At 72.3% G+C, this 20,163-nt stretch carries 19 protein-coding genes; 4 read left to right on the top strand and 15 right to left on the bottom strand.

Annotated elements, in window-relative coordinates:
* Positions 1 to 113 precede the first annotated feature (113 nt).
* Positions 114 to 1,124, bottom strand: a complete 1,011-nt coding sequence (locus tag DVA86_RS05510) for a LysR family transcriptional regulator (RefSeq protein WP_208876249.1) — start codon at positions 1,122 to 1,124, stop codon at positions 114 to 116.
* Between the two features lie 72 nt (positions 1,125 to 1,196).
* Between DVA86_RS05510 and DVA86_RS05515 the strand changes: the two genes are divergently transcribed.
* Positions 1,197 to 2,300 (top strand): SLAC1 family transporter, encoded by a 1,104-nt coding sequence (locus DVA86_RS05515; protein ID WP_208876250.1) that lies wholly within the window; start codon positions 1,197 to 1,199, stop codon positions 2,298 to 2,300.
* Here the strand turns inward: DVA86_RS05515 and DVA86_RS05520 are convergent.
* Together DVA86_RS05520 and DVA86_RS05525 are read right to left on the bottom strand one after the other, a co-directional pair.
* Entirely contained in the window at positions 2,269 to 3,036 is a 768-nt protein-coding gene (locus tag DVA86_RS05520; RefSeq protein ID WP_208876252.1) for a helical backbone metal receptor, read from the bottom strand. The two genes, DVA86_RS05515 and DVA86_RS05520, sit on opposite strands and share 32 nt — an antisense overlap.
* A gap of 161 nt (positions 3,037 to 3,197) precedes the next feature.
* Positions 3,198 to 3,698, bottom strand: coding sequence for an OsmC family protein (locus tag DVA86_RS05525; RefSeq protein WP_208876253.1), 501 nt, complete (start codon positions 3,696 to 3,698; stop codon positions 3,198 to 3,200).
* Between the two features lie 148 nt (positions 3,699 to 3,846).
* On the opposite strand from DVA86_RS05525, the gene DVA86_RS05530 reads away from it, so the two are divergent.
* Positions 3,847 to 4,752: a 5'-3' exonuclease gene (locus tag DVA86_RS05530; protein WP_208884412.1), complete on the top strand. Its 906-nt coding sequence runs from the start codon at positions 3,847 to 3,849 to the stop codon at positions 4,750 to 4,752.
* 60 nt (positions 4,753 to 4,812) lie between these two features.
* Positions 4,813 to 5,679: a siderophore-interacting protein gene (locus DVA86_RS05535; protein WP_208876255.1), complete on the top strand. Its 867-nt coding sequence runs from the start codon at positions 4,813 to 4,815 to the stop codon at positions 5,677 to 5,679.
* Positions 5,680 to 5,700: 21 nt separating this feature from the next.
* Here the strand turns inward: DVA86_RS05535 and DVA86_RS05540 are convergent, their stop codons facing one another.
* From DVA86_RS05540 to DVA86_RS05595, 12 genes are all read right to left on the bottom strand, one after another.
* A complete protein-coding gene (locus tag DVA86_RS05540; protein ID WP_208876257.1) occupies positions 5,701 to 6,879 on the bottom strand; it encodes a phosphatidylinositol-specific phospholipase C1-like protein in 1,179 nt (392 codons plus the stop codon).
* A 176-nt stretch (positions 6,880 to 7,055) separates the two neighbouring features.
* On the bottom strand, positions 7,056 to 9,863 hold the full coding sequence (locus DVA86_RS05545) for a DEAD/DEAH box helicase (protein WP_208876258.1): 2,808 nt from the start codon (positions 9,861 to 9,863) through the stop codon (positions 7,056 to 7,058).
* Between the two features lie 43 nt (positions 9,864 to 9,906).
* On the bottom strand, positions 9,907 to 10,848 hold the full coding sequence (locus tag DVA86_RS05550; protein ID WP_208876259.1) for a diacylglycerol kinase: 942 nt from the start codon (positions 10,846 to 10,848) through the stop codon (positions 9,907 to 9,909).
* 17 nt (positions 10,849 to 10,865) lie between these two features.
* On the bottom strand, positions 10,866 to 11,759 hold the full coding sequence (tatC, locus tag DVA86_RS05555) for a twin-arginine translocase subunit TatC (RefSeq protein ID WP_245996354.1): 894 nt from the start codon (positions 11,757 to 11,759) through the stop codon (positions 10,866 to 10,868).
* Positions 11,760 to 11,857: 98 nt separating this feature from the next.
* A complete protein-coding gene (tatA, locus tag DVA86_RS05560; RefSeq protein WP_208876262.1) occupies positions 11,858 to 12,151 on the bottom strand; it encodes a Sec-independent protein translocase subunit TatA in 294 nt (97 codons plus the stop codon).
* A gap of 167 nt (positions 12,152 to 12,318) precedes the next feature.
* On the bottom strand, positions 12,319 to 12,510 hold the full coding sequence (locus tag DVA86_RS05565) for a hypothetical protein (protein WP_208876264.1): 192 nt from the start codon (positions 12,508 to 12,510) through the stop codon (positions 12,319 to 12,321).
* 117 nt (positions 12,511 to 12,627) lie between these two features.
* Positions 12,628 to 13,578 (bottom strand): helix-turn-helix transcriptional regulator, encoded by a 951-nt coding sequence (locus DVA86_RS05570; protein WP_208876265.1) that lies wholly within the window; start codon positions 13,576 to 13,578, stop codon positions 12,628 to 12,630.
* 11 nt (positions 13,579 to 13,589) lie between these two features.
* A complete protein-coding gene (locus tag DVA86_RS05575) occupies positions 13,590 to 14,561 on the bottom strand; it encodes a helix-turn-helix transcriptional regulator (RefSeq protein WP_208876266.1) in 972 nt (323 codons plus the stop codon).
* Between the two features lie 152 nt (positions 14,562 to 14,713).
* Positions 14,714 to 15,088 carry an FKBP-type peptidyl-prolyl cis-trans isomerase gene (locus DVA86_RS05580; RefSeq protein WP_208876267.1) on the bottom strand — a complete coding sequence of 125 codons (375 nt, stop codon included), beginning with the start codon at positions 15,086 to 15,088 and terminating at the stop codon, positions 14,714 to 14,716.
* Positions 15,089 to 15,185: 97 nt separating this feature from the next.
* On the bottom strand, positions 15,186 to 16,109 hold the full coding sequence (locus DVA86_RS05585; protein ID WP_208876268.1) for an FKBP-type peptidyl-prolyl cis-trans isomerase: 924 nt from the start codon (positions 16,107 to 16,109) through the stop codon (positions 15,186 to 15,188).
* A gap of 131 nt (positions 16,110 to 16,240) precedes the next feature.
* Positions 16,241 to 17,602 (bottom strand): Pup--protein ligase, encoded by a 1,362-nt coding sequence (gene pafA / locus DVA86_RS05590; protein ID WP_208876269.1) that lies wholly within the window; start codon positions 17,600 to 17,602, stop codon positions 16,241 to 16,243.
* Between the two features lie 9 nt (positions 17,603 to 17,611).
* On the bottom strand, positions 17,612 to 18,883 hold the full coding sequence (locus DVA86_RS05595; RefSeq protein ID WP_208876270.1) for an MFS transporter: 1,272 nt from the start codon (positions 18,881 to 18,883) through the stop codon (positions 17,612 to 17,614).
* A gap of 112 nt (positions 18,884 to 18,995) precedes the next feature.
* Here DVA86_RS05595 and DVA86_RS05600 point away from each other — a divergent pair, with 112 nt between their 5' ends.
* The gene (locus DVA86_RS05600; protein WP_425470966.1) at positions 18,996 to 20,030 is read left to right on the top strand and encodes a LacI family DNA-binding transcriptional regulator; all 1,035 of its coding nucleotides are present in this window, start codon (positions 18,996 to 18,998) and stop codon (positions 20,028 to 20,030) included.
* The last annotated feature ends 133 nt before the right edge of the window (positions 20,031 to 20,163 follow it).

Here is a 20,163-nt window from a genome sequence, read left to right on the forward strand (position 1 = left end):
CGGCCGAGCACACGTGATTCGTGGCCGGGGGCCGTCCTCGAACGCCGGACGGGCTGGATTCGGCCGAGGCCGTCCGCACAGACAGGACGCGCTGGATTTGGCGCCCGCCAGGCCTACGTGCGGGGGCCCGCGCGGGTGAGGGCGAGCAGGTCGCGTACGGGCCCGGCGCGCGGCCGCTGCCCGCGCGGCCATACGGCACGGAGCGCGCGCCGCAGTTCGACGCCCGCGACAGGGACGGCAACCAGGCGGCGGGCGACCAGTTCCTCGCCGACGGCCAGCTCGCTGAGCACGGCGGGGCCCGCTCCCCCGACGACGGCGGCCTTGACGGCGGTCGTGGACGGGAACTCCAGCAGCGGCTCGGCCGGCCGGCCGAGCGCCGCGTCCAGCACTTCGCGGGAGCCGGATCCCTCCTCGCGCAGGATGAGCGGGGTCGCGGCCAGTTCGGCGGCGGTCAAGGGCCGCCGTCTGCGCGCCCACGGGTGGGACGGTGCCGCGACGACGACCAGCCGGTCGTGGGCGATCACGGCGCCGTCGAGCCCGTGCGGCACGGCGACCCCCTCGACGAAGCCGAGGTCCGCCTCGCCCGCCCGGAGCCGTTCGGCGACCAGCGTGGAGTTCCCGGCGGCGAGCGCGACCTCGGTGTCGGGGTGCCGTGCGCGCAGCGCGATGAGCCAGCCCGGCAGCAGGTACTCGCCGATCGTCATGCTCGCGGCCACCCGCAGCCGTGAGCCGCTGCGGCCGCGCAGGGCCTGCACGCCCGCGTCGAAGACCTCCGCGGACTCGACGATGCGCCGCGCCCAGTCCGTGACCAGCGCCCCGTCGCCGGTGAGCCGCGACCCGCGCGGTGAGCGCTCCAGCAGCACGATGCCGAGCTGGCGTTCCATCGCGCGGATACGGCTGCTCGCCGCGGGCTGGCTGACGCCCGTCTCGCGCGCCGCGCGACCGAGGCTGCCGAGCCGCGCCACCGCGAGCAGCAGCTGGAGCGCGCCCAGTTCGGGCACGCGGTGCGGGAGGGCGGGGGCGTCGGTGTGCGGGGCGTAGCCGTTACGGGGGCCGGGCGCGGCGGTGTCCGGAGCGGCAGGCCCGCCGTCCTCCGTCGCCTCCGCCGCTCCGTCGTCACCCATAAGCCCAGTCTATGCCCCGATAGCTCCGGGCATGCTGGTGCGCCCGGCGGCGGACGGCCACCGTGGTGAGACATGACTGCCGCCTCCCTGCTGTCCGTTCCGCGCCGCGCGTCCGCCGCGGGGCGGTCCGTGCGCCACCTCGGCCCCAACTGGTACGCCGCCGTGATGGGCACCGCCATCGTGCCGGGCGCCGGCGCCGCGCTGCCCGTACGGCTCCCGGGGCTGACGGCGCTTTGGGCGCTCTCCGCGCTGCTGCTCGCGGTCTTGCTGGCCGCGCGGGCGGCGCACTGGGCCAGGCATCCGGACCAGGCGCGGGCGCATCTGCTGGACCCCAAGGTCGCGCCGTTCTACGGCTGCCTGTCGATGGCGCTGCTCGCCGTCGGCGGCGGCGCGCTCGCCACCGGCGTGCCCGGCGCACCCGCCATCGACGCGGCGCTGTGGACGGCGGGCACGCTGACCGGGCTGGTGGCGGCGGTCGGGGTGCCGTATCTGATGATCGCGCGGCACCGTATCGGCGAGGCGGACGCGACGCCCGTATGGCTGCTGCCCGTTGTGGCGCCGATGGTGTCGGCGGCGCTGGGGCCGGGGCTGGCGCCGTATCTGCCCGCCGGGCAGGCGCGTGCGACGCTGCTGCTGGGGTGCGCCGCGCTGTTCGGGCTGAGCCTGTTCGCGACGCTGCTGGTGCTGCCCGTCGTCTTCGCCCGGCTGCTGCGGCACGGCGCGCTGCCGACGGCGCTGACGCCCACGCTGTTCCTGGTGCTCGGGCCGCTCGGCCAGTCCACGACGGCCGTCGGGAACCTCGCCGACGCCGTCCCCGGCAGCCTCCCCGCCGCCGCGCCCGGCGCCCTCGCCGCGCCCGGCGCCCTCAGCGCGGCCGCGCTGCTCTACGGCGTGCCCGTGACGGGCTTCGCCCTGCTGTGGCTGGCGCTGGCCGCGGCCCTGGTCGTACGGGCGGCGCGGCGCGGGATGCGGTTCTCGATGACCTGGTGGGCGTTCACGTTCCCCGTCGGCACGTGCGTCACGGGCGCGGCGTCACTGGCGCGGCACAGCGGGGTGTACGCGCTGGACTGGCTGGCAGCCGGGCTGTACGTGCTGCTGGTCGCGGCCTGGGGCACCGCCCTCGCGGGCACGCTGCGCGGGCTGTTCAGCGGAGAGCTGCTCGCAGCGCCTCGCTGAGCACGCCGGGCGCCTCCCGCAACGACGGCCCGTACCAGGTGAGATGGCGCCCGCTGACGAGCGCGGCGGGCAGCCCGGGGAACGCCTCGGGGCCGTCGCAACCGGTGAAGCGGTACGGCTCATCGGGCAGGACGACGACACCGGCGCGGCCCGGCTCGTTCAACTCCCCCAGCGGCACGCGCGGATAGCGCTCGGCGTGTGCCTCGTACGCGTTCCGCACGCCGAGGCAGGCGAGCAGCGCGCCCGCGAACGTGTCCCGGCCGAGCACCATCCACGGCCGCCGCCACACCGGCACGACGGCCGTCGCGTCGAACTCCGCGCGCACCGCGCGCCACGCCGCCTCCGCCTCGTCCACCCAGCGCGGTGCGCGGGTCAGGCCGCAGCCGTCCACCAGGACGCGGGACAGCTCGGCGAACGCCTGCGGCAGCGTGCGCACTTCCGTCACCAGCACGTCCAGGCCGGCGGCGCGGAGTGCGTCGAGGTCGGACGGGCGGTTCTCCTCCTCGTTGGCGACCACCACGTCGGGGGCCAGCTCGATGATGCGCGGCACGTCGGGGTCCTTGGTGCCGCGGACGCGTTCGACGTCGAGCCCGGCCGGGTGGCTGCACCAGTCGGTCGCGCCGGCCAGCATCCGGGGCTCGGTCGCCGCTATCGCCTCGGTCAGCGAGGGCACGAGCGACACGATCCGGCGTACGGCGGCGGTCCCGTTCGACGGCGTGGCGAGGTGGTCCTGCATCGCTCTCCTGGAGGCTCAGCCGGTGGCTGAGCGGCTGAGTATCGGGGGTCGAATGGGCATTATTGTGTCTCTTGCCCCGGTAAGCGAGGGGTGTACCTCATTCCGGACGGCGGCACGGCGGTGCGTAACCGTTCACCTCCTCTGCGTAACGGTGGCGGAGCTCAGGCCGGCGGCGGGCTCCCGCGGCGCTCGGTGCGGACCGTGGGCTCGTGCCGTACGGGGAAGTTGACCGACCGCGCGATGAAGCACAGCGCCGGCACGTCCGCGTGCAGCGCCGCCGCCTTCTCCTCCATCGACGCGTCGGCGACGGTCACCTGCGGGCGCAGCAGCACCTCGCTGAACTGCCCGCCGCCGCGGCCGCCTTCGTCCATCACCATGGAGCCGGCCGGCCGGTCGACGTAGTCCGTCACCACCACGCCGTTCGCCGCGCACAGGTGCAGGAACCACAGCATGTGGCACTCGGAGAGCGCGGAGACGAGCAGCTCCTCCGGGTTCCAGCGGTCGGAGTCGCCGCGGAAGTACGGGTCGGCGGAGGCGGGAATGGACGGCTTGCCCTCGGCCCGCACCTCGTGCGTACGGGCGAAGGAGCGGTAGGAGTCGGTGCCGGTGCCGGTGTTGCCGGTCCAGCGGACGGTCAGCTCGTACGTGTGCGTGGCAGCCATACGGGCCAGCGTAGGCCGCGGCACGGACAGCGGGCGGCGTACGGGGGCGGGCCTCTGCCGCGACAGCGGGCCGGTGCTGCTGCGGCGGCCGGTGTCAGTGCCGTGCGGCATCATCGGGTGCGTGACTTCCACCACCGCACGCAGCCTGATGCTCCTCGACACCGCCTCCCTCTACTTCCGTGCCTATTTCGGCGTGCCCGACACAGTGCGCGCCCCCGACGGCACGCCGGTGAACGCGGTGCGGGGCCTGCTGGACTTCATCGCCCGGCTGGTCCAGGACCACACCCCGGACGACCTCGTGGCCTGCATGGACTTCGACTGGCGGCCGCAGTGGCGGGTCGACCTGATCCCGTCGTACAAGGCGCACCGGGTCGCCGAGGAGGCGGAGACCGGGCCGGACGCCGAGGTCGTGCCCGACACGCTGTCGCCGCAGGTGCCGGTGATCGACGACGTGCTCGACGCGCTCGGCATCGCCCGGGTCGGCGCGGTGGGGTACGAGGCGGATGACGTGATCGGCACCCTCGCGGGCCGTGCCACCGGCCCCGTGGACATCGTCACGGGCGACCGCGACCTGTTCCAGCTGATCGACGACGACCGCCGGGTGCGGGTGCTGTATCCGCTGAAGGGCGTCGGGTCGCTCGGCGTCTTCGACGGGGCGGCGCTGCACGAGAAGTACGGCGTGGACGGCCCGGGATACGCGGCGCTCGCGCTCCTCCGCGGCGACCCGAGCGACGGGCTGCCGGGCGTGCCCGGGGTCGGCGAGAAGACCGCGAGCAAGCTCCTCGCCGGCTACGGCGACCTGGCGGGCATCCTGGCCGCCGTGGACGACCCGCACTCGAAGCTCACCCCGGCGCAGCGCAGACGGCTGGACGAGGCGCGTCCGTATCTCGCGGTGGCGCCGAAGGTGGTGCGCGTCGCGGACGACGTACCGCTGCCGGACTTCGACGCCGAGCTGCCGGCCGAGCCCCGCGACCCGCGCGCGCTGGAGGCGCTGGACGCCCGCTGGGGGCTGGGCGGATCGCTCGACAGGGTGCTCAGGGCACTGCAGCGGTAGCCTGATAACTTAGGCATGCCTAAGTTATCTTGTGTTGCGCAGTGTTCCTGGGAGGCCACCGTGGCAGACCGTACGACCCGCAAGAAGCCGGAACTCCACCGCGGGCGCGTGGTGCGCACAGAGTGGCTCACCCCGCACATGGTGCGCGTCGTCCTCGGCGGCGAAGGGCTGGCGGCGTTCCCGGAGGGCGAGCAGACCGACCGTTACGTGAAGCTGCTGTTCCCGGTACCGGGCGTCGCGTATCCGGAGCCGTTCGACATCGCGCAGATCCGCGCCGACTTCCCGCGTACGGAATGGCCGGTGACGCGGACGTACACGGTGCGGAGCTGGGACCCGAAGCTGCGCGAGCTCACGCTGGACTTCGTGGTGCACGGCGACGAGGGCCTGGCCGGCCCGTGGGCCGCCGCGGCCCGGCCGGGCGACGAGATCCGCTTCCTCGGCCCCGGCGGGGGTTACGCCCCCAGCCCCGACGCCGGCTGGCACCTGCTCGCGGGCGACGAGAGCGCGCTGCCCGCCATCGCCGCCTCCCTGGAGCAGATCCCCGGCGGGGCGCCTGTACGCGTCCTGATCGAGGTCACCGGCCCCGGCGAGGAGGTGCCGCTGGGCGCGCCACTGGAAGCCGAGGTCGTCTGGCTGCACCGCGGCGCCGAACGGCCGGGCACGCTGCTCGTCCCGGCCGTCCGCGCGCTGGAGTTCCCGGCCGGGCCCGTGCACGCGTTCGTGCACGGCGAGGCGGGCATGGTGAAGGAGCTCCGCCGCCACCTGCGGCTGGACCGCGAGGTGCCGCGCGACCAGCTGTCCATCTCCGGTTACTGGCGGCTGGGCCACGACGAGGACGGCTGGCAGTCCTCGAAGAAGGAGTGGAACGCGCAGGTGGAGGCGGAGCAGGAGCGCGCACGGGAAGAGGAGCGTGCCGCCGCGTCCTGACCTTCCGTCAGCGGCCGCGGGTCACTGCTCCAGCGGCCGCCAGGGGCACTGCGCCTTCCGTACGGTGACGGGGTTGCAGCGCACCACGTCCTCGCCGCCCGGCAGTTCGGCCACGTAGTCCGAGCCGTAGCGGGCGGCGAGTCCGGGCACCGGGAAGTCGGTGCTCACCATCTGGGCGCCGGACTCCAGCGCGTCGGTGAGCATCCGCGTGTCCCCGCTGCTCGCCTGGTCCAGCGGCACGTCGGAGCGGGTGCGCACGTAGTAGCCGCGCTTCACCAGGTCCTGGATGACGGCCTTGTTGGCCCCGGTCGGGTCGTTGACCTTCGTGAACGCGGCGTCGGGGCGCCCCGGTTCGGAGTCCGTGAACAGAACGCGGCCCTGCAGGCTCTCCCGGCCGCCCGCGCGGTACGCGTCCTGCAGCTTCTGGTCGTCGTTGTCCATCAGGAACATGGCCTTGCCGCGGCTCTCGGAGACCTTCGGCCAGCCGTGCTCCAGTACGGACTGCTCCAGCGTCTGCCCCTCGCGGCGGATGTCGTCGGCGGTGACGGTGTCCTCGTCCGGGAAGACCGTACGGATCTCGGCGTCCAGCGCGTCCAGCATCGCGGTGTCCCACGGCGGGCTCTTGGCGCCGCCCCGCTCCTCCAACCGCGGGTCGGTCTGCTTGAGTTCGAGCAGGATCGGCACCGTGACGTGCCCCGGCTGCCGATCGGACCACTCCTTGACCTGAGTGAGGCAGCCCTTGAGGGTGACGCAGCTGGTCTGGTAGTCGAAGTCGGCCCAGTGCAGCACCTTGAAGCCGGGCTTCCGCCAGTCCGGGTCGGTCAACGGCGGCAGCTGCGCGGACTTGCGGATCAGCGGGTCGGCGTACAGGCCGCCCTGCGGGTCCGGGAACACGTCCAGCTCGATGCCGCGCACGCGCTGCCGTTCAACCTGCCGGGGCAGCGAGGCGTGGCTGTAGAGGAGGGTGCGGAAGTTCGGGTCGTGCGCCTCCATCAGCTTCTGCTCGGCGAACGAGACTTCGCGGTGGTAGCTGTTGTGCGTGGCCATCGCCTGGACCTGGTTGAGCCGCAGCCTGCCGGCGGGATCACGGTGCCCCTGCCCCTGTGCCTGCGCGGCCGGTGAAAGCGCCGCGAGCGCGGCGAGCGCGGTCGCGGCGGCGAGCTGTCTGCGGAGCCGTCCTCTGCTGGTGTGCCTGCGCACATCGACCTCCCGTTGGGGCGCTGACGTCGCGCCTCAACATGCCGGTGGCCCGTTGCATGGTCAACACCGTGCAACGGACCACCGGTTGAACTCTGGGAGATCGACCGCCGAAGCGGCCTGCGACTACGACCGCGGCTGCGGCTGCGGCTGCGGCTGCGAAAGGACCGGGCCGGGCGTCAGCCCACCGAGGTGTACGCCACCACGCCCCGCCGCATCCCGTCGATCGCCTTGCGGGCGTTCGCCGCGACCGTCCCGCTCTCCGGGGCCGCCGCCGCCAACTGCCCCAGCACGTCGATGACCTGCTTGCACCACCGGACGAAGTCGCCCGCGGTCATGTCCGTGTCGCGCAGCACGTCGTCCAGCCCGTGCCCCTCCGCCCAGCGGTACGCCGCCCAGGCGAAGCCGAGGTCCGGCTCGCGCTGGCCGACGCCTTCGGCGGCCGTAATGCGGTGCTGCTCCTCCAGCGCGTCCAGCCGGCCCCAGATCCGCACCATCTCGCCCAGCGCGTGCTTGGCACGCCCGCCGGGCAGCCGGGGCGGCAGGGCGTCGTCGGCCGCGCGCGCCTCGTAGACGAGCGCGGACACGCAGCCCGCCAGCTCGGCGGGCGGCAGGCCCTCCCAGACGCCGTCCCGCAGGCACTCGGAGGCGAGCAGGTCCAGCTCGCCGTAGAGCCGGGCCAGCCGCCGCCCGTCGTCGGTGACGGTGTCGCCGTGGAGGTAGTCCAGCTCGGACAGCAGCGCGTAGACCCGGTCGAAGGTACGGGCGATGGTGTTCGTACGGCCCTCGATACGGCGCTCCAACTGCCGCGTGTCCCGCGTCAGCCGGAGATAGCGCTCGGCCCAGCGCGCGTGGTCCTCGCGGTCCGCGCAGCCGTGGCACGGGTGCTGCCGGATCGCCGCGCGCAGCCGCGCGATCTCCGCGTCGTCCGCCGCCTCCGAACGCTGCTTGCGGTGCCGCTGCGGGTCGTAGTGCCCCGCCTTGGTGCGCAGCGTGGACGCCAGGTCGCGGCGCGACTGGGGACTGCGCGGGTTGAACGACTTGGGGATCCGCATCCGTTCCAGCGGCTCGACCGGCACCGGGAAGTCGATCGACGCGAGCCGCTTGACCTGCCGCTGCGCCGTCAGTACCAGCGGGCGCGGCCCGTCGTGGTGCTCGAAGCCGCGCCGTCCGGGGCTGCGGCCCGCCGCCGTGCCCGGGTCCAGCACCAGGGCCAGACCGGCGAACTTGCCGGTGGGCACGTGGATGATGTCGCCGGACTTCAGCTTCTCCAGCGCCACCGAGGCCGCGGCACGGCGCTGCGCCGCGCCCTGCTTGGCCAGCTCGGTCTCGCGGTCCTTGAGGTCGCGCCGCAGCTGCGCGTACTCCTCGAAGTCGCCCAGGTGGCAGGTCATCGAGGCGCGGTAACCCCGCAGCCCCTCCTCGTTCTTCTGCACCTGCCGCGAGATCCCGACGACCGCGCGGTCCGCCTGGAACTGCGCGAACGACGTCTCCAGCAGCTCGCGCGAGCGGTGCCGCCCGAACTGCGACACGAGATTGACCGCCATGTTGTACGACGGCTTGAACGACGACCGCAGCGGATACGTACGCGCGCCCGCCAGCCCCGCCACCGCGCCCGGGTCCATGCCGCGCTGCCACAGCACCACCGCGTGGCCCTCGATGTCGATGCCGCGCCGCCCGGCCCGGCCGGTCAGCTGCGTGAACTCGCCGGGCGTTATGTCGGCGTGCTGCTCGCCGTTCCACTTGACCAGCTTCTCCAGCACCACGGAACGCGCGGGCATGTTGATGCCCAGCGCCAGCGTCTCGGTGGCGAACACGGCCTTCACCAGGCCGCGTACGAACAGCTCCTCGACGACCTCCTTGAACGTCGGCAGCATCCCCGCGTGGTGCGCGGCGACGCCCCGTTCGAGGGCCTCCAGCCACTCGAAGTACCCCAGCACGTGCAGGTCTTCGTTCGGGATGTCGGCCGTGCGCTCCTCGACGATCTCCCGTACGCGGGCCCGGTCGGCGGTGGTGTTCAGCCGCAGCCCGGCGTGCAGGCACTGCTGTACGGCCGTCTCGCAGCCCGCGCGGCTGAAGATGAACGTGATGGCGGGCAGCAGCCCTTCGGAGTCCAGCCGGTCGATCACCTCGGCCCGGCTCGGCGTCCAGATCCGGCTGCGCTGCCGCCGCTCGCGCTCCCGGTCGGCCTCCCGCTTGGGGCGGCCGGCGCGGCGCCGGTCGCCGAAAGAGTTGGGGCGGCTGTTCTCCGTACGGAGCATGCGGACGAGGTCGGGGTTGACCTCCTTCTTGTCGCCCTTCTCCTCGAAGAGGTCGTACATCCGCCGCCCCACCAGCACGTGCTGCCACAGCGGCACGGGGCGGTGCTCGGAGACGATCACCTCGGTGTCGCCGCGCACGGTGTCCAGCCAGTCACCGAACTCCTCGGCGTTCGACACCGTCGCCGAGAGTGACACCAGGGTCACCGACTCGGGCAGGTGGATGATCACCTCTTCCCATACGGCGCCGCGGAAGCGGTCGGAGAGGTAGTGCACCTCGTCCATCACCACGTAACCCAGTCCGAGAAGGGCGCGCGAGCCCGCGTACAGCATGTTGCGCAGGACCTCGGTGGTCATCACGATCACCGGTGCGCCCGCGTTCACGCTGTTGTCACCGGTCAGCAGGCCGACCTTGGCGGCGCCGTAGCGGGCGACCAGATCGTTGTACTTCTGGTTCGACAGCGCCTTGATGGGCGTGGTGTAGAAGCACTTGCGGCCCTGCGTGAGGGCGAGATGGACGGCGAACTCGCCGACGATCGTCTTGCCGGAGCCGGTCGGCGCGGCGACCAGCACTCCCTTTCCGGCTTCGAGGGCTTCGCACGCCTCGATCTGGAAGCCGTCCAGCTCGAAGTCGTACAGGTCACGGAAGGGGGCGAGAGCGGTGGCCTCGGCAGCGGCGCGTTTCCGAGCCGCGGCATACCGCTCTGCGGGGGACAGGTCCTCGGTCATCGTGTCTACGAGCGTACCGGCCGGATACGACAGTGCCCGATCTTTATCGCGGACCCGGGGTGAGCACGCGCGCCACCCCGGGCACGCTCTCGGCCGTCAGCGGCAGCGGGCCGACCGGTTCGCCGTCCGCGTAGCCCGTGAGTCCGTCGGCCTCCAGCGTCACCTTGCGGGCCCGGTGCACGGTGACCGCGGGGTGGCTGAGGTGGGTGCCCTTGTAGACGCGCGGGAAGACGCGCAGCAGCGTCGTACGGCTGCACTCCCCCACCACCGTGATGTCGAACAGCCCGTCGTCCATCCTGGCGTCCGTGCAGATCCGCATGCCGCCGCCGTACGAGGGGCCGTTGCCGACGGCGACGAGCGTCGCCTCGATCTCTTGCGGCTCGCCGTCGTCCAGGGTGATGCGGTACGGGATGGGGCGGAGCGCCGCCAGCTCGACGAGGATCGCCAGGTCGTAACGGAACCTGCCGGTAGGCCACTTCAGCCGGTTGCCGCGGTCGTTGACGCGGGAGTCGAAGCCGGAGGCGAGGACGGAGCCGAACCACCGGCCGTCTCCCCCGGAACCCCCGGAGTCCTCCGATCCCCCGGCAGGGCCGACCCGGCCCAGGTCGACGGAGGTGCCGTGGCCGGCCTTGAGCGCCTCGGCGATCACGCGGCCCGCCTCGGCCGGGTCCCGTACGGGCAGCCCAGTGGCGCGCGCGAAGTCGTTCCCGGTGCCGACGGCGACGACGCCGAGCGGCACGTCCGTACCGGCGACCGCCTGCAGCGCCAGGGAGGCCATGCCGTCGCCGCCGACGGCGATCAGCGCCCCGGTGCCGCCCTCGACGGCCGTACGGGCGCGTACGAGCGCGTCATCGGCGTCGTTGCCCACGACGGTGCGTACGGCGTAGCCCGCGTCCCGCAGGGCGGCCGCGGCGGGCTGGGCGGCGCGGGCGCCCCGGCCCCGGCCGGCGGCCGGATTGACAAACAGGGTGATCTCGCTGGTCACGCGCGGACCTTACCCGGTCAGGTCGCGTCGTCGTAACCTCCGCGCGGCCCGCCGTCCTCGTCGGACACCGCGCTGGGCTCGGGAGCGCTGGTGGGCGGACCGACCGGCTCCGGAGCGTGGTCGAGATCGGACGCTTCGTCGTCGTCCAGGTCCTTGTACGGGTTGGCGCGGGCGCGGCGGCGGTCGTTGAAGAAGCACACGCCGACGGCCGCGAAGTACAGCATCACGATCGGCACGGCCAGCGCGCCCATGGTGAGCGGGTCGCCGGTCGGGGTGGCGATCGCGGAGAACAGCGCGATGGCCACGACCATCACGCGCCACCAGCCGAGGAGTTGCCTGCCCTTGACGATGCCGCCGAAGTTCAGCATGACGAGCAGCAGCGGCAGTTCGAAGGCGAGACCGAAGACGATGACCAGCCGCGTGACGATGTCGAGGAAGTCGTCCAGCGGGATGAGGTTGCCGGTGCCGTCCGGGCTGAAGTCGAGCAGGGCCTTCGCGGCGGTCGGCAGGATGATGTACGCGAGGTAGGCGCCGCCGATGAACAGCGGGGCCCCGGCGGCGACGAACCCGCGGGCGTACTTCTTCTCGTGCCGGTGCAGACCGGGCGCCAGGAAGGCCCAGAGCTGGTACAGCCACACCGGCGAGGCGAGCACCACACCGACGGTGAGCGCCACCTTGAGCATGATCGTGAAGGGGGCCACCAGGCCGGAGATGGTGATCTCGGCGCAGGTCTCGCCGTCCTCGGCCTCGCCGAAGCCCTTGGTGCAGCCGACGGCGTCGCGCACGGGCTCGGTGAGGAAGTCGGCGATCTGCTTGTAGTAGAACATCGCGACGATGGTGACGGCGAGAATCGCCAGCACCGCCTTCATCAAGCGGTTGCGCAGCTCCCGCAGATGCTCCGCGAGCGGCATCCTGCCCTCGGGATCCCTCTGCTGTTTACCCTCTTTGCGGGCGGACTTGAGCAACCCAGGTCCTCGTTGTCAGTGAGTGGTGCCGGACGGATACGGAGTCAGTTCTGGTTCGGCTGCTTGCTCGGCTCACTGGCCGGGCGCGCGCTGCTCACATCGCCGGGGGCTGCCTGAATGGTCCGCGGGGCGGCCTGCTGGGCGTCCGTGGAGCCGGTCGTGTCCTTGTCGGCCTCGCCCTCGGCGCCGTCCTTCTTCATCTGCTTGGCCTCGCTCTTGAGGATGCGGGCCGACTTGCCGAGCGAACGGGCCATGTCCGGGAGCTTCTTGGCGCCGAACAGCAGCAGGATGACAAGGAGGATCAGAACGATCTCCATGGGCCTCAGGTTGCCGATCATGTGCCACTACCTTCTCGCCGGGGCGGCGTGTGTACGTGCCTGCCGTATGAATCGGTCGGGCTTCGTCATGCTGCCAGCGATCGTAACCCTGTGGAGTGAACGTGTGGCAATCCCCGTGCGTACTCCAGGTTCACGGCCGCCGCCCGCAACGACGCAGCCCACTCAGCCTACCGCTCGAACCCGTGTGCGCAGGAGGCCGTCGCCCGCTCGAGATCTTCGGCGGCTCTGGCGATCCGCTCCGAGCCGTCGCCGACCGCGTGCGTGAACCGCTGCACCTCCAGCCCGACCCGTACGGCGAGCACCCCGAGGACGGCGATTCCGGCGAAGGCAAGAACGAGAAAGAACATGGGCCAGACCATGCGGCGAGCCTACGCGCCGTCCAGCCCGTCCGGCGATTGAGGACCCGCCACCGCGGCGATCAGCCACCGCGGCGCGGGCCCGGCGGAATCCGTGACGGCCCAAACCCCCACGTGGGGCTACTCGCCGTAGGCGGCAAGCGCCCGCTTCGCCGCGTCCCGCGCGCTCTCCGCCAGCTCCCGCGGCGCGGTGATCCGCCCGTCCGCGCCCAGCCGCAGGGCCAGCCTGCGCAGCGAGGCCGGGTCCGGGGTGCGCAGCGTGATCCGGAGGCCGCCGTCCGGCAGCTCCTCGGCGCTGTCGTGCGGGTAGTACTCGGCGACCCAGCGGCCGCCCGGCCCGACCTCGACGACGACCTCCGGGTCCTCCGCGGCGGGCTGTACGAGCCCCTCCGACAGGTCGCGGAGCTCCACGGGCGGCGGGTCGGAGGGCTCGTCGAGGAGCTTCATCTCGGCCACCCGGTCCAGCCGGAACGTGCGGCGGGCCTCCGAGAGCCGGCACCAGGCCTCGACGTACGTGTGCCCTACCGCGAACAGCCGGATCGGGTCGATCTCGCGCTCGGTGAGCTCGTCCCGTGCCGGGGAGTAGTAGCGCAGCCACAGCCTGCGGCGTTCGGCGATGGCGCGGTCGACGTCGGCGAACACCCCGCCCTCCGACTCGAAGGTGACCGAGAGGCGCGAGCTCGCCCCCGCGGCCTCCCCCGCCGCCGTCTCCAGCTTGGCCGTGGCGCGCAGCAGCGCCTCGCGGTCGCCCTCGCGCAGCCCCGGCAGGGTGGCCACGGCGCGGGCGGCGACGAGCAGCGCGATGGCCTCGTCGGCGGAGATGCGGAGCGGGGCGGCGAGGTCGTCGGCGTTGCGCCACCAGATCCGTTCACCGTCGGTGTCGATCTCGAGCAGGTCGCCGCCGCGGAAGCTCGTACCGCACATCGGGAGCACGTCGAGGTCGGAGATCAGCTCGTCCGCGGAGATGCCGAAGGCACGCGCCACCTCCTCGATGCGCGCGCCCGGCCGGTCCCGCAGATACGTGACCAGCGACAGCATCCTGCGGGTCTGGTCGATCGCGTTGGACGCCACGGTCGTTCCCCTCAGCCCTTGGCCACGGCACGCAGCCGGTCCACGACGTCGGCCCGCAGTTCCGCGGGCTCCAGCACCACCACGTCCGGGCCGAACTCGACCAGCCAGGCGTCCAGCCCGTGCCCGTACGGGATCTCCAACTCCGCCCAGCCGTCCCCCAGTTCCCGTACCTCCGTGGCCCGCGCGCGCAGCGGGTAGCCAGCGCCGGAGCGCAGCCGGATGCGCGCGGTCTCGGACGTACGCTCCCCCGCCCAGCGCTCCACCGTCTCCCGTACCGTCACCTGATCGGGGACGGGTGCGGTAAACGCGGCGGCACGGGAACGCACCGTTCCGGTGATACGGGAGAGCCGGAAGACGCGTTCGGCCTGCCGGTCGCGGTCGAATCCGGCGAGATACCACTGCCCGCGCCAGCACTCCAGCGTCCACGGCTCGACCTGCCGCCGCTCCGGGTGTACGGCGTTGGACTTGCGGTAGTCGAAGACGACGAGGCGGCGGTCGCGGCAGGCGAGCATCAGCGGTTCGAAGGCGGCCTCGCGGGCGGGGATGTGCGGCTCGAGGCTGCTGTGCGGGTGCAGTTGCCCGTACGACTCGGCCTCCGCCGCCTGCGGCATGCCCCCGGCGGCGTGCAGCTTCTGCAGCGCGCCCGAGGCGGCACCGGCGAGCCGCGCCTGCTGCCAGACGCGCGCGGCCAGGCCGAGCGCGGTGGCCTCGGCGGCGTCCAGGGTGATGGGCGGAAGCCGGTTGCTGTCGCGGCGCGCGAGATAACCGGCTTCGCCGTCCAGATTCTCCACGGCGTCGATGACCAGGCCGAGTTCGCGCAGGTCTTCCTTGTCCCGCTCGAACATCCGGTTGAACGACTCGTCGTTGCCCGCCTCGATGTACGCCTCGATGGAGGCGCGCAGTTCGCGTTTGGTGAGTGGACGCCGGGCTCCGAGCAGGCACAGCGCCAGATTCATCAGCCGCTCGGCCTTGGCAATCGCCATGGAACCTTGCCCTCTCTCATTCTGCTCTCGGCTGTTGACCGTACCGCTCGGCGCGTTCGGGGCAAAAGCGGAGGGCCCCCGCCGTACGACCGGCGGGGACCCTCTCGGAATCCGGGAAGCTCAGACGGATCAGTCAGTCGCCTCGGGCGGAGTCAGACGGAGACGAGATCGCAGACGAAGATCAGCGTCTCGTTCGGCGCGATCCGGCCGCCGCCCGCGCCCTGCTCGCCGTACGCGAGGTGGGCGGGGATGGTCAGCCGGCGTCGGCCGCCGACCTTCATGCCCTGGACGCCCCTGTCCCAGCCGGGGATGACCTGACCCGCACCGAGCTGGAACTGCAGCGGCTTGCCGCGGTTCCAGCTGGCGTCGAACTCTTCGCCGGTGGAGAAGGAGACGCCGACGTAGTGCACGGAGACATTGTCCCCGGCCTTGGCCTCGGGCCCCTGGCCCTCCCAGATGTCCTGCACCTCGAGGTCGGCGGGGGCCGGCCCCTCGGGAAAGTCGACCTCGGGCTTGTCGATGCTCACGAAATTGCTCCTACGAACGAATCTTCCAGACGACTGGCGAGTCTTTCACGCCAGGGCCACCGGCGCGTACGGCGAGGTCACTCGGGCGTCCGGCAGGTCACTTGACGTCCAGCACGTCCACGCTGAAGACGACGCCCGACTTGAACTGCGCCCGCTGCTCCTTGGGGAAGTCCTTCTCCGGCACCGAGATGACGACGCGGCTGCCGGCCTTCTTCCCCTTCAGGCCGTCCTTCCAGCCCGGGATCTGCTGGACCGGGAACTCCTGCGGGCCGCCCTGCTCCCAGGTGTTGGCAAACGGCTTGCCGCTCCACAGCTTGGCCGAGAAGTTGGCGAGCACCGTGCTCTTGTCGGTGACCTCCTTGCCGTCGCCCTCGACGACGGAGGCGCTGGTCAGCTTGTCCGGTGCCTTCGCGCCCTTCTCGATGTCGATCTCCGGCGCCTTGTCGCTGATCTTGCTGCTGACCTTCGGCAGGTCCGGGTTCTGCGTGTCCACGGCCTTGCCGTCGATCTTGCTCGGCATCGTCTTCTTCAGATCGACGACGAAGACGAGGGTGGAGTTCTTGGGGATCTGCGGCGGCTGGCCCTGGGCGCCGTAGCCCTTCTCCGGCGGGATCACGAGCTGCACGCGGCTGCCGAGCTTCTTGCCGACGAGGGCCTCGTCCCAGCCCTTGATGACGTTGCCGGTGCCGATCTGGAAGCTGGCGGGCGTACGGCCCTTCTGCCAGGTGCTGTCGAACACCTTCCCGTTCCACAGCTGGCCGTGGTACGAGGCGTTCAGCACGTCGCCCTTGGCGACCTTCTCGCCCTTGCCCTCCTTGAGCACCTTGACCTTGAGGCCCTTGGGAGGATCGCCCTCGCCCTTCTCGATCTTGGGCTTCTTGCCGTCCTCACTGGACACGGCTGGCACCGTGCCGGGCTTGGCCTTGTCCTCGTCGTCGCTGCCACAGGCGGCGGCGGAGGCGATGAGAAGGGGGACGGTGAGCGCCGCGGCGAAACGGCGGGTCGTCGTGGAGACAGTCATGAGGTCAACTCGCGGAGGTAGGGGGTGTCCGGCCTGCCGCCACCCTACGGCCCCGCCCCGGCACCCCCGCCACTCACGACACGGGAATCACGTTCCCGTGTCGTGAGTCGTGCTACAGGGCTTTACGCGGTTCACATACCGGCGATGAGTTTCTCCACCCGCTCGTCCACAGAGCGGAACGGGTCCTTGCACAGGACGGTGCGCTGCGCCTGGTCGTTGAGCTTCAGATGCACCCAGTCCACGGTGAAGTCCCGGCGCTGCTCCTGCGCCCGCCGGATGAAGTCGCCGCGCAGCCGGGCACGGGTGGTCTGCGGGGGCACCGACTTGCCCTCGAAGATCTTCAGATCGTTGCAGATCCGCGCGGCCTGGCCCTTGCGCTCCAGCAGGTAGTAGAGCCCGCGGCGGCGGTGGATGTCGTGGTAGGCGAGGTCTATCTGGGCGATGCGCGGGTGCGACATCGTGATGTTGTTCTTGCTCCGGTATCGCTCGATGAGCTGGTGCTTCATGACCCAGTCGATCTCGGTGCCGACCTTCTCCAGCTCCTGGGTGCGGATCGCCTCCAGCGTGCGGCCCCACAGCTCCAGGACCTGCTCGACCATGCCGGTGCGGATGCCGCGGCGCTCGCAGAAGTCCACGGCCTTCTCGTAGTACTCCTGCTGCACCTCCAGCGCCGACGCCTCGCGCCCGCTGGCGAGCCGTACCTTCCGCTGGCCCGTGATGTCGTGGCTGACCTCGCGGATGGCGCGGATCGGGTTCTCGAGGGTGAGGTCGCGCATCACGGTGCCGGCCTCGATCATGCGCAGCACCAGGTCGGTGGCGCCGACCTTGAGCAGCATCGTGGTCTCGGACATGTTCGAGTCGCCGACGATCACGTGCAGGCGGCGGTAGCGCTCCGCGTCGGCGTGCGGCTCGTCGCGGGTGTTGATGATCGGCCGGGAACGGGTGGTGGCGGAGCTGACGCCCTCCCAGATGTGCTCAGCGCGCTGGCTCACGCAGTACACGGCGCCGCGCGGAGTCTGCAGCACCTTGCCCGCGCCGCACACCAGCTGCCGCGTGACCAGGAACGGGATGAGTACGTCGGCGAGGCGGGAAAACTCGCCGTGCCGGGCCACCAGGTAGTTCTCGTGACAGCCGTACGAGTTGCCCGCCGAGTCGGTGTTGTTCTTGAAGAGGTAGACGTCGCCCGCGATTCCCTCCTCGTGCAGGCGGCGTTCTGCGTCGACGAGCAGCCCCTCCAGGATCCGCTCGCCTGCCTTGTCGTGGGTGACCAGCTCGGTCACGCTGTCGCACTCGGGGGTCGCGTACTCGGGGTGTGAGCCGACGTCCAGGTACAGACGGGCCCCGTTCCGCAGGAAGACGTTGCTACTGCGGCCCCATGACACGACACGGCGGAAGAGGTACCGCGCCACCTCGTCAGGGGACAGCCGCCGCTGCCCCCGGAACGTACACGTGACGCCGTACTCGTTCTCCAGCCCGAAGATTCGGCGGTCCATGACTGAACATTACGCCTGATGCCCGGTTCTGAAACCGGCATCGGCAGCCCCGTTGCGATCATTTTCCGACCCCGCGACCGGCACCGACGCACCGCCGGGACCTGCGGCGGGAGTGTCCAGCACGCGCCGCGTGGCCAGCAGCACGGCCAGGGCCGCAACGCCGCCGAGCCCCGCGACGGCGAAGCCCGCCCCGGGCCCGCCCCACTCGATGACCGGGCCCACCAGGCCCGTGCCGGCCGCGGCGCCCACCCCGAACGTGGTCACCAACCACGAGAACGCCTCCGTGACGGTGCCCCGCGGCGCGTGCCGGTCGACGACCACGAACGCGCAGGCGAGCGCGGGTGCGAGGAACAGGCCGGACACTCCGGCGAGTACGGTCATCGCCGCCACCCCGGGCGTCAGCGCCAGCGGGAGGTACCCCGCCGCGAGCGCCGCCACCAGGATCCGCAGCCGGGGCTCGGGGGCGCCCGCCCAGAGCCGGGCGCCGTACAGGATGCCGCCGACGAGGGCGCCGGCGCCGAGCGCGGAGAGCAGGTAGCTGGAGATGAGGCTGTCGCCGTGGTCGTCCGCGTACGCCACGGCCGCGACCGCGATGGTGCCCAGCGCGAGCCCGACGAAGAAGAACGCCCCGAGCAGCGCGACGAGTCCGCGCGAGCGCAGCGCGCCCAGCCAGTGCGCCTCGCGCGGCGCCGAACGCCACTCCCGCGAGGGCGGCGAGACGACCACCCAGAGGGCGCCGAGCACCCCGAGGGCGTTGATGACGAGCAGCGCCGCCGCCTCGTTCCAGAACGCGACGAGCAGCGTGACCAGCAGCGGCCCGACGGCGAACATCAGCTCCTGGGCCACGGCGTCCAGCGCGTACGCGGCGTGCACGCGGTCCTCGCGCTTGAGCACGTTGGGCCACAGCGCGCGCAGCCCGCCCTCCAGCGGCGGCGTGAACAGCCCGGCGACCAGCACGGCGGCGAACGCCAGCGGGAGTACGCCGAGCCCCGCGACCGCGAAGACGCCCATGCCGAGCGCCGAGAGCACCGCGGACGGCAGCATCACCCGCGGCTGCCCCAGCAGGTCCACGGCCCGGCCCAGGGACGGCTGGCCGACGGCCGTGGCCACGCCGTACACGGCGGAGAGCACGCCCGCGAGCGTGTAACTGCCGCCCTCCGCACGGACGAAGAGCACGATGCCCAGCGCCGCGGTCGCGTTCGGCAGCCTGCCGACGAGGGTTCCGGCGAGCAGCCGCATGGCGTGTTTCGCACGCAGGAGGTCGGCGTAGCCGGTTGCCATCCGTATGGCTCCTCTCCGCCCGGCAGCGCCGAGGGTTTTACGTATAACGGATCTGAGCTATACGTACCATGGCGCCGACCGGAGGTCCAGCGAAGGAGCGTGTGTGGCCAGCGTGAGACACGAAGGGCCCGCCGAATCCGCCGGTCCCGCCCGGCCGACCAGCCGCGATGTCGCACGCCGCGCCGGCGTCTCGCAGGCGACCGTCTCGCTGGTGCTGCGGGACAAGTGGCACGGCCGCGTCTCGCCGGGGACGGCGGACGCGGTCCGCGCGGCGGCCCGCGACCTCGGATACCGGCCGAATCTCGCCGCCCGCAGCCTGCGCCTGGGCCGTACGCGTACGGCCCTGCTGGTCGTCCCCGCGCTGACCAACGAGTACTTCGCACGTGTCCACACCGGCGCCGCCCGCGTCGCCGCCGAGCACGACTTCGGGATGGTCCTCTACCCGTCGCCGGAGCTCGCGGCGCCCGCGCCCGACCCGTTCGACTCGGCGCGGGCCGCGCTGGACGGCGTGATCGCCTCCTCGATGGCGGTGGAGGCGCTGGCGGCGCTGCGCTCGGGCGGGCTGCCGCTGGTGATGCTGGACAGCGATCCGGAGGGCAGCGAGGCGACCGTCAACCTCGACATCGCCGACGGCATGCGCCGTATCGTCGAGCACCTGGTCGGGCTGGGGCACCGGCGGATCGCGCATGTGACCGCGGCGGTGGACTCCTGGACGTTCCACGCCCGTGCCCGCGCGCTCTCCGACGCGCTGTCCGGCACACCCGCCGCCCTCGTCCACACCGAACGGGCGGACCTGACCGTCACCGGCGGACTGCACGCCGCGTCCCGCGCGCTGTCCGTGACGCCCCGGGCCACGGCGCTCGTCTGCGACGACGACGTGCTGGCCGCGGGCGCGTGCAAGGCCGTACGGCGGCTGGGGCTGCGGGTGCCCGGAGACGTCTCCGTGACCGGCTTCGACGACCTGTCGCTGGCCACGGCGGTCGAACCGGAGCTGACGACCGTACGGCTGCCGGCCGAGGAGATCGGCGCGACCGGCATGCGGGCCCTGCTGGCCGTTCTGGAGGGCCGTCCTCCGGACACCGGAGTGCTGCCGGTCTCGCTGGTCCGGCGGGACTCCACGGGGCCGCCTGCGGCCTTCACGGGGTGAGCGGCGGCCGTCCCGCTCGTACGCCATCCCGCTCGTACGCCTCGCCCGCACGCCGTCGCCGCACCGCCCCGCACACGCCGTCGCGCCCCGCCGCACGGGGCGGCGGGGCGCGGCGATGGCTGCGGTCAGCCGG

The organism is Streptomyces armeniacus (assembly GCF_003355155.1).
Lineage (GTDB): Bacteria > Actinomycetota > Actinomycetes > Streptomycetales > Streptomycetaceae > Streptomyces > Streptomyces armeniacus.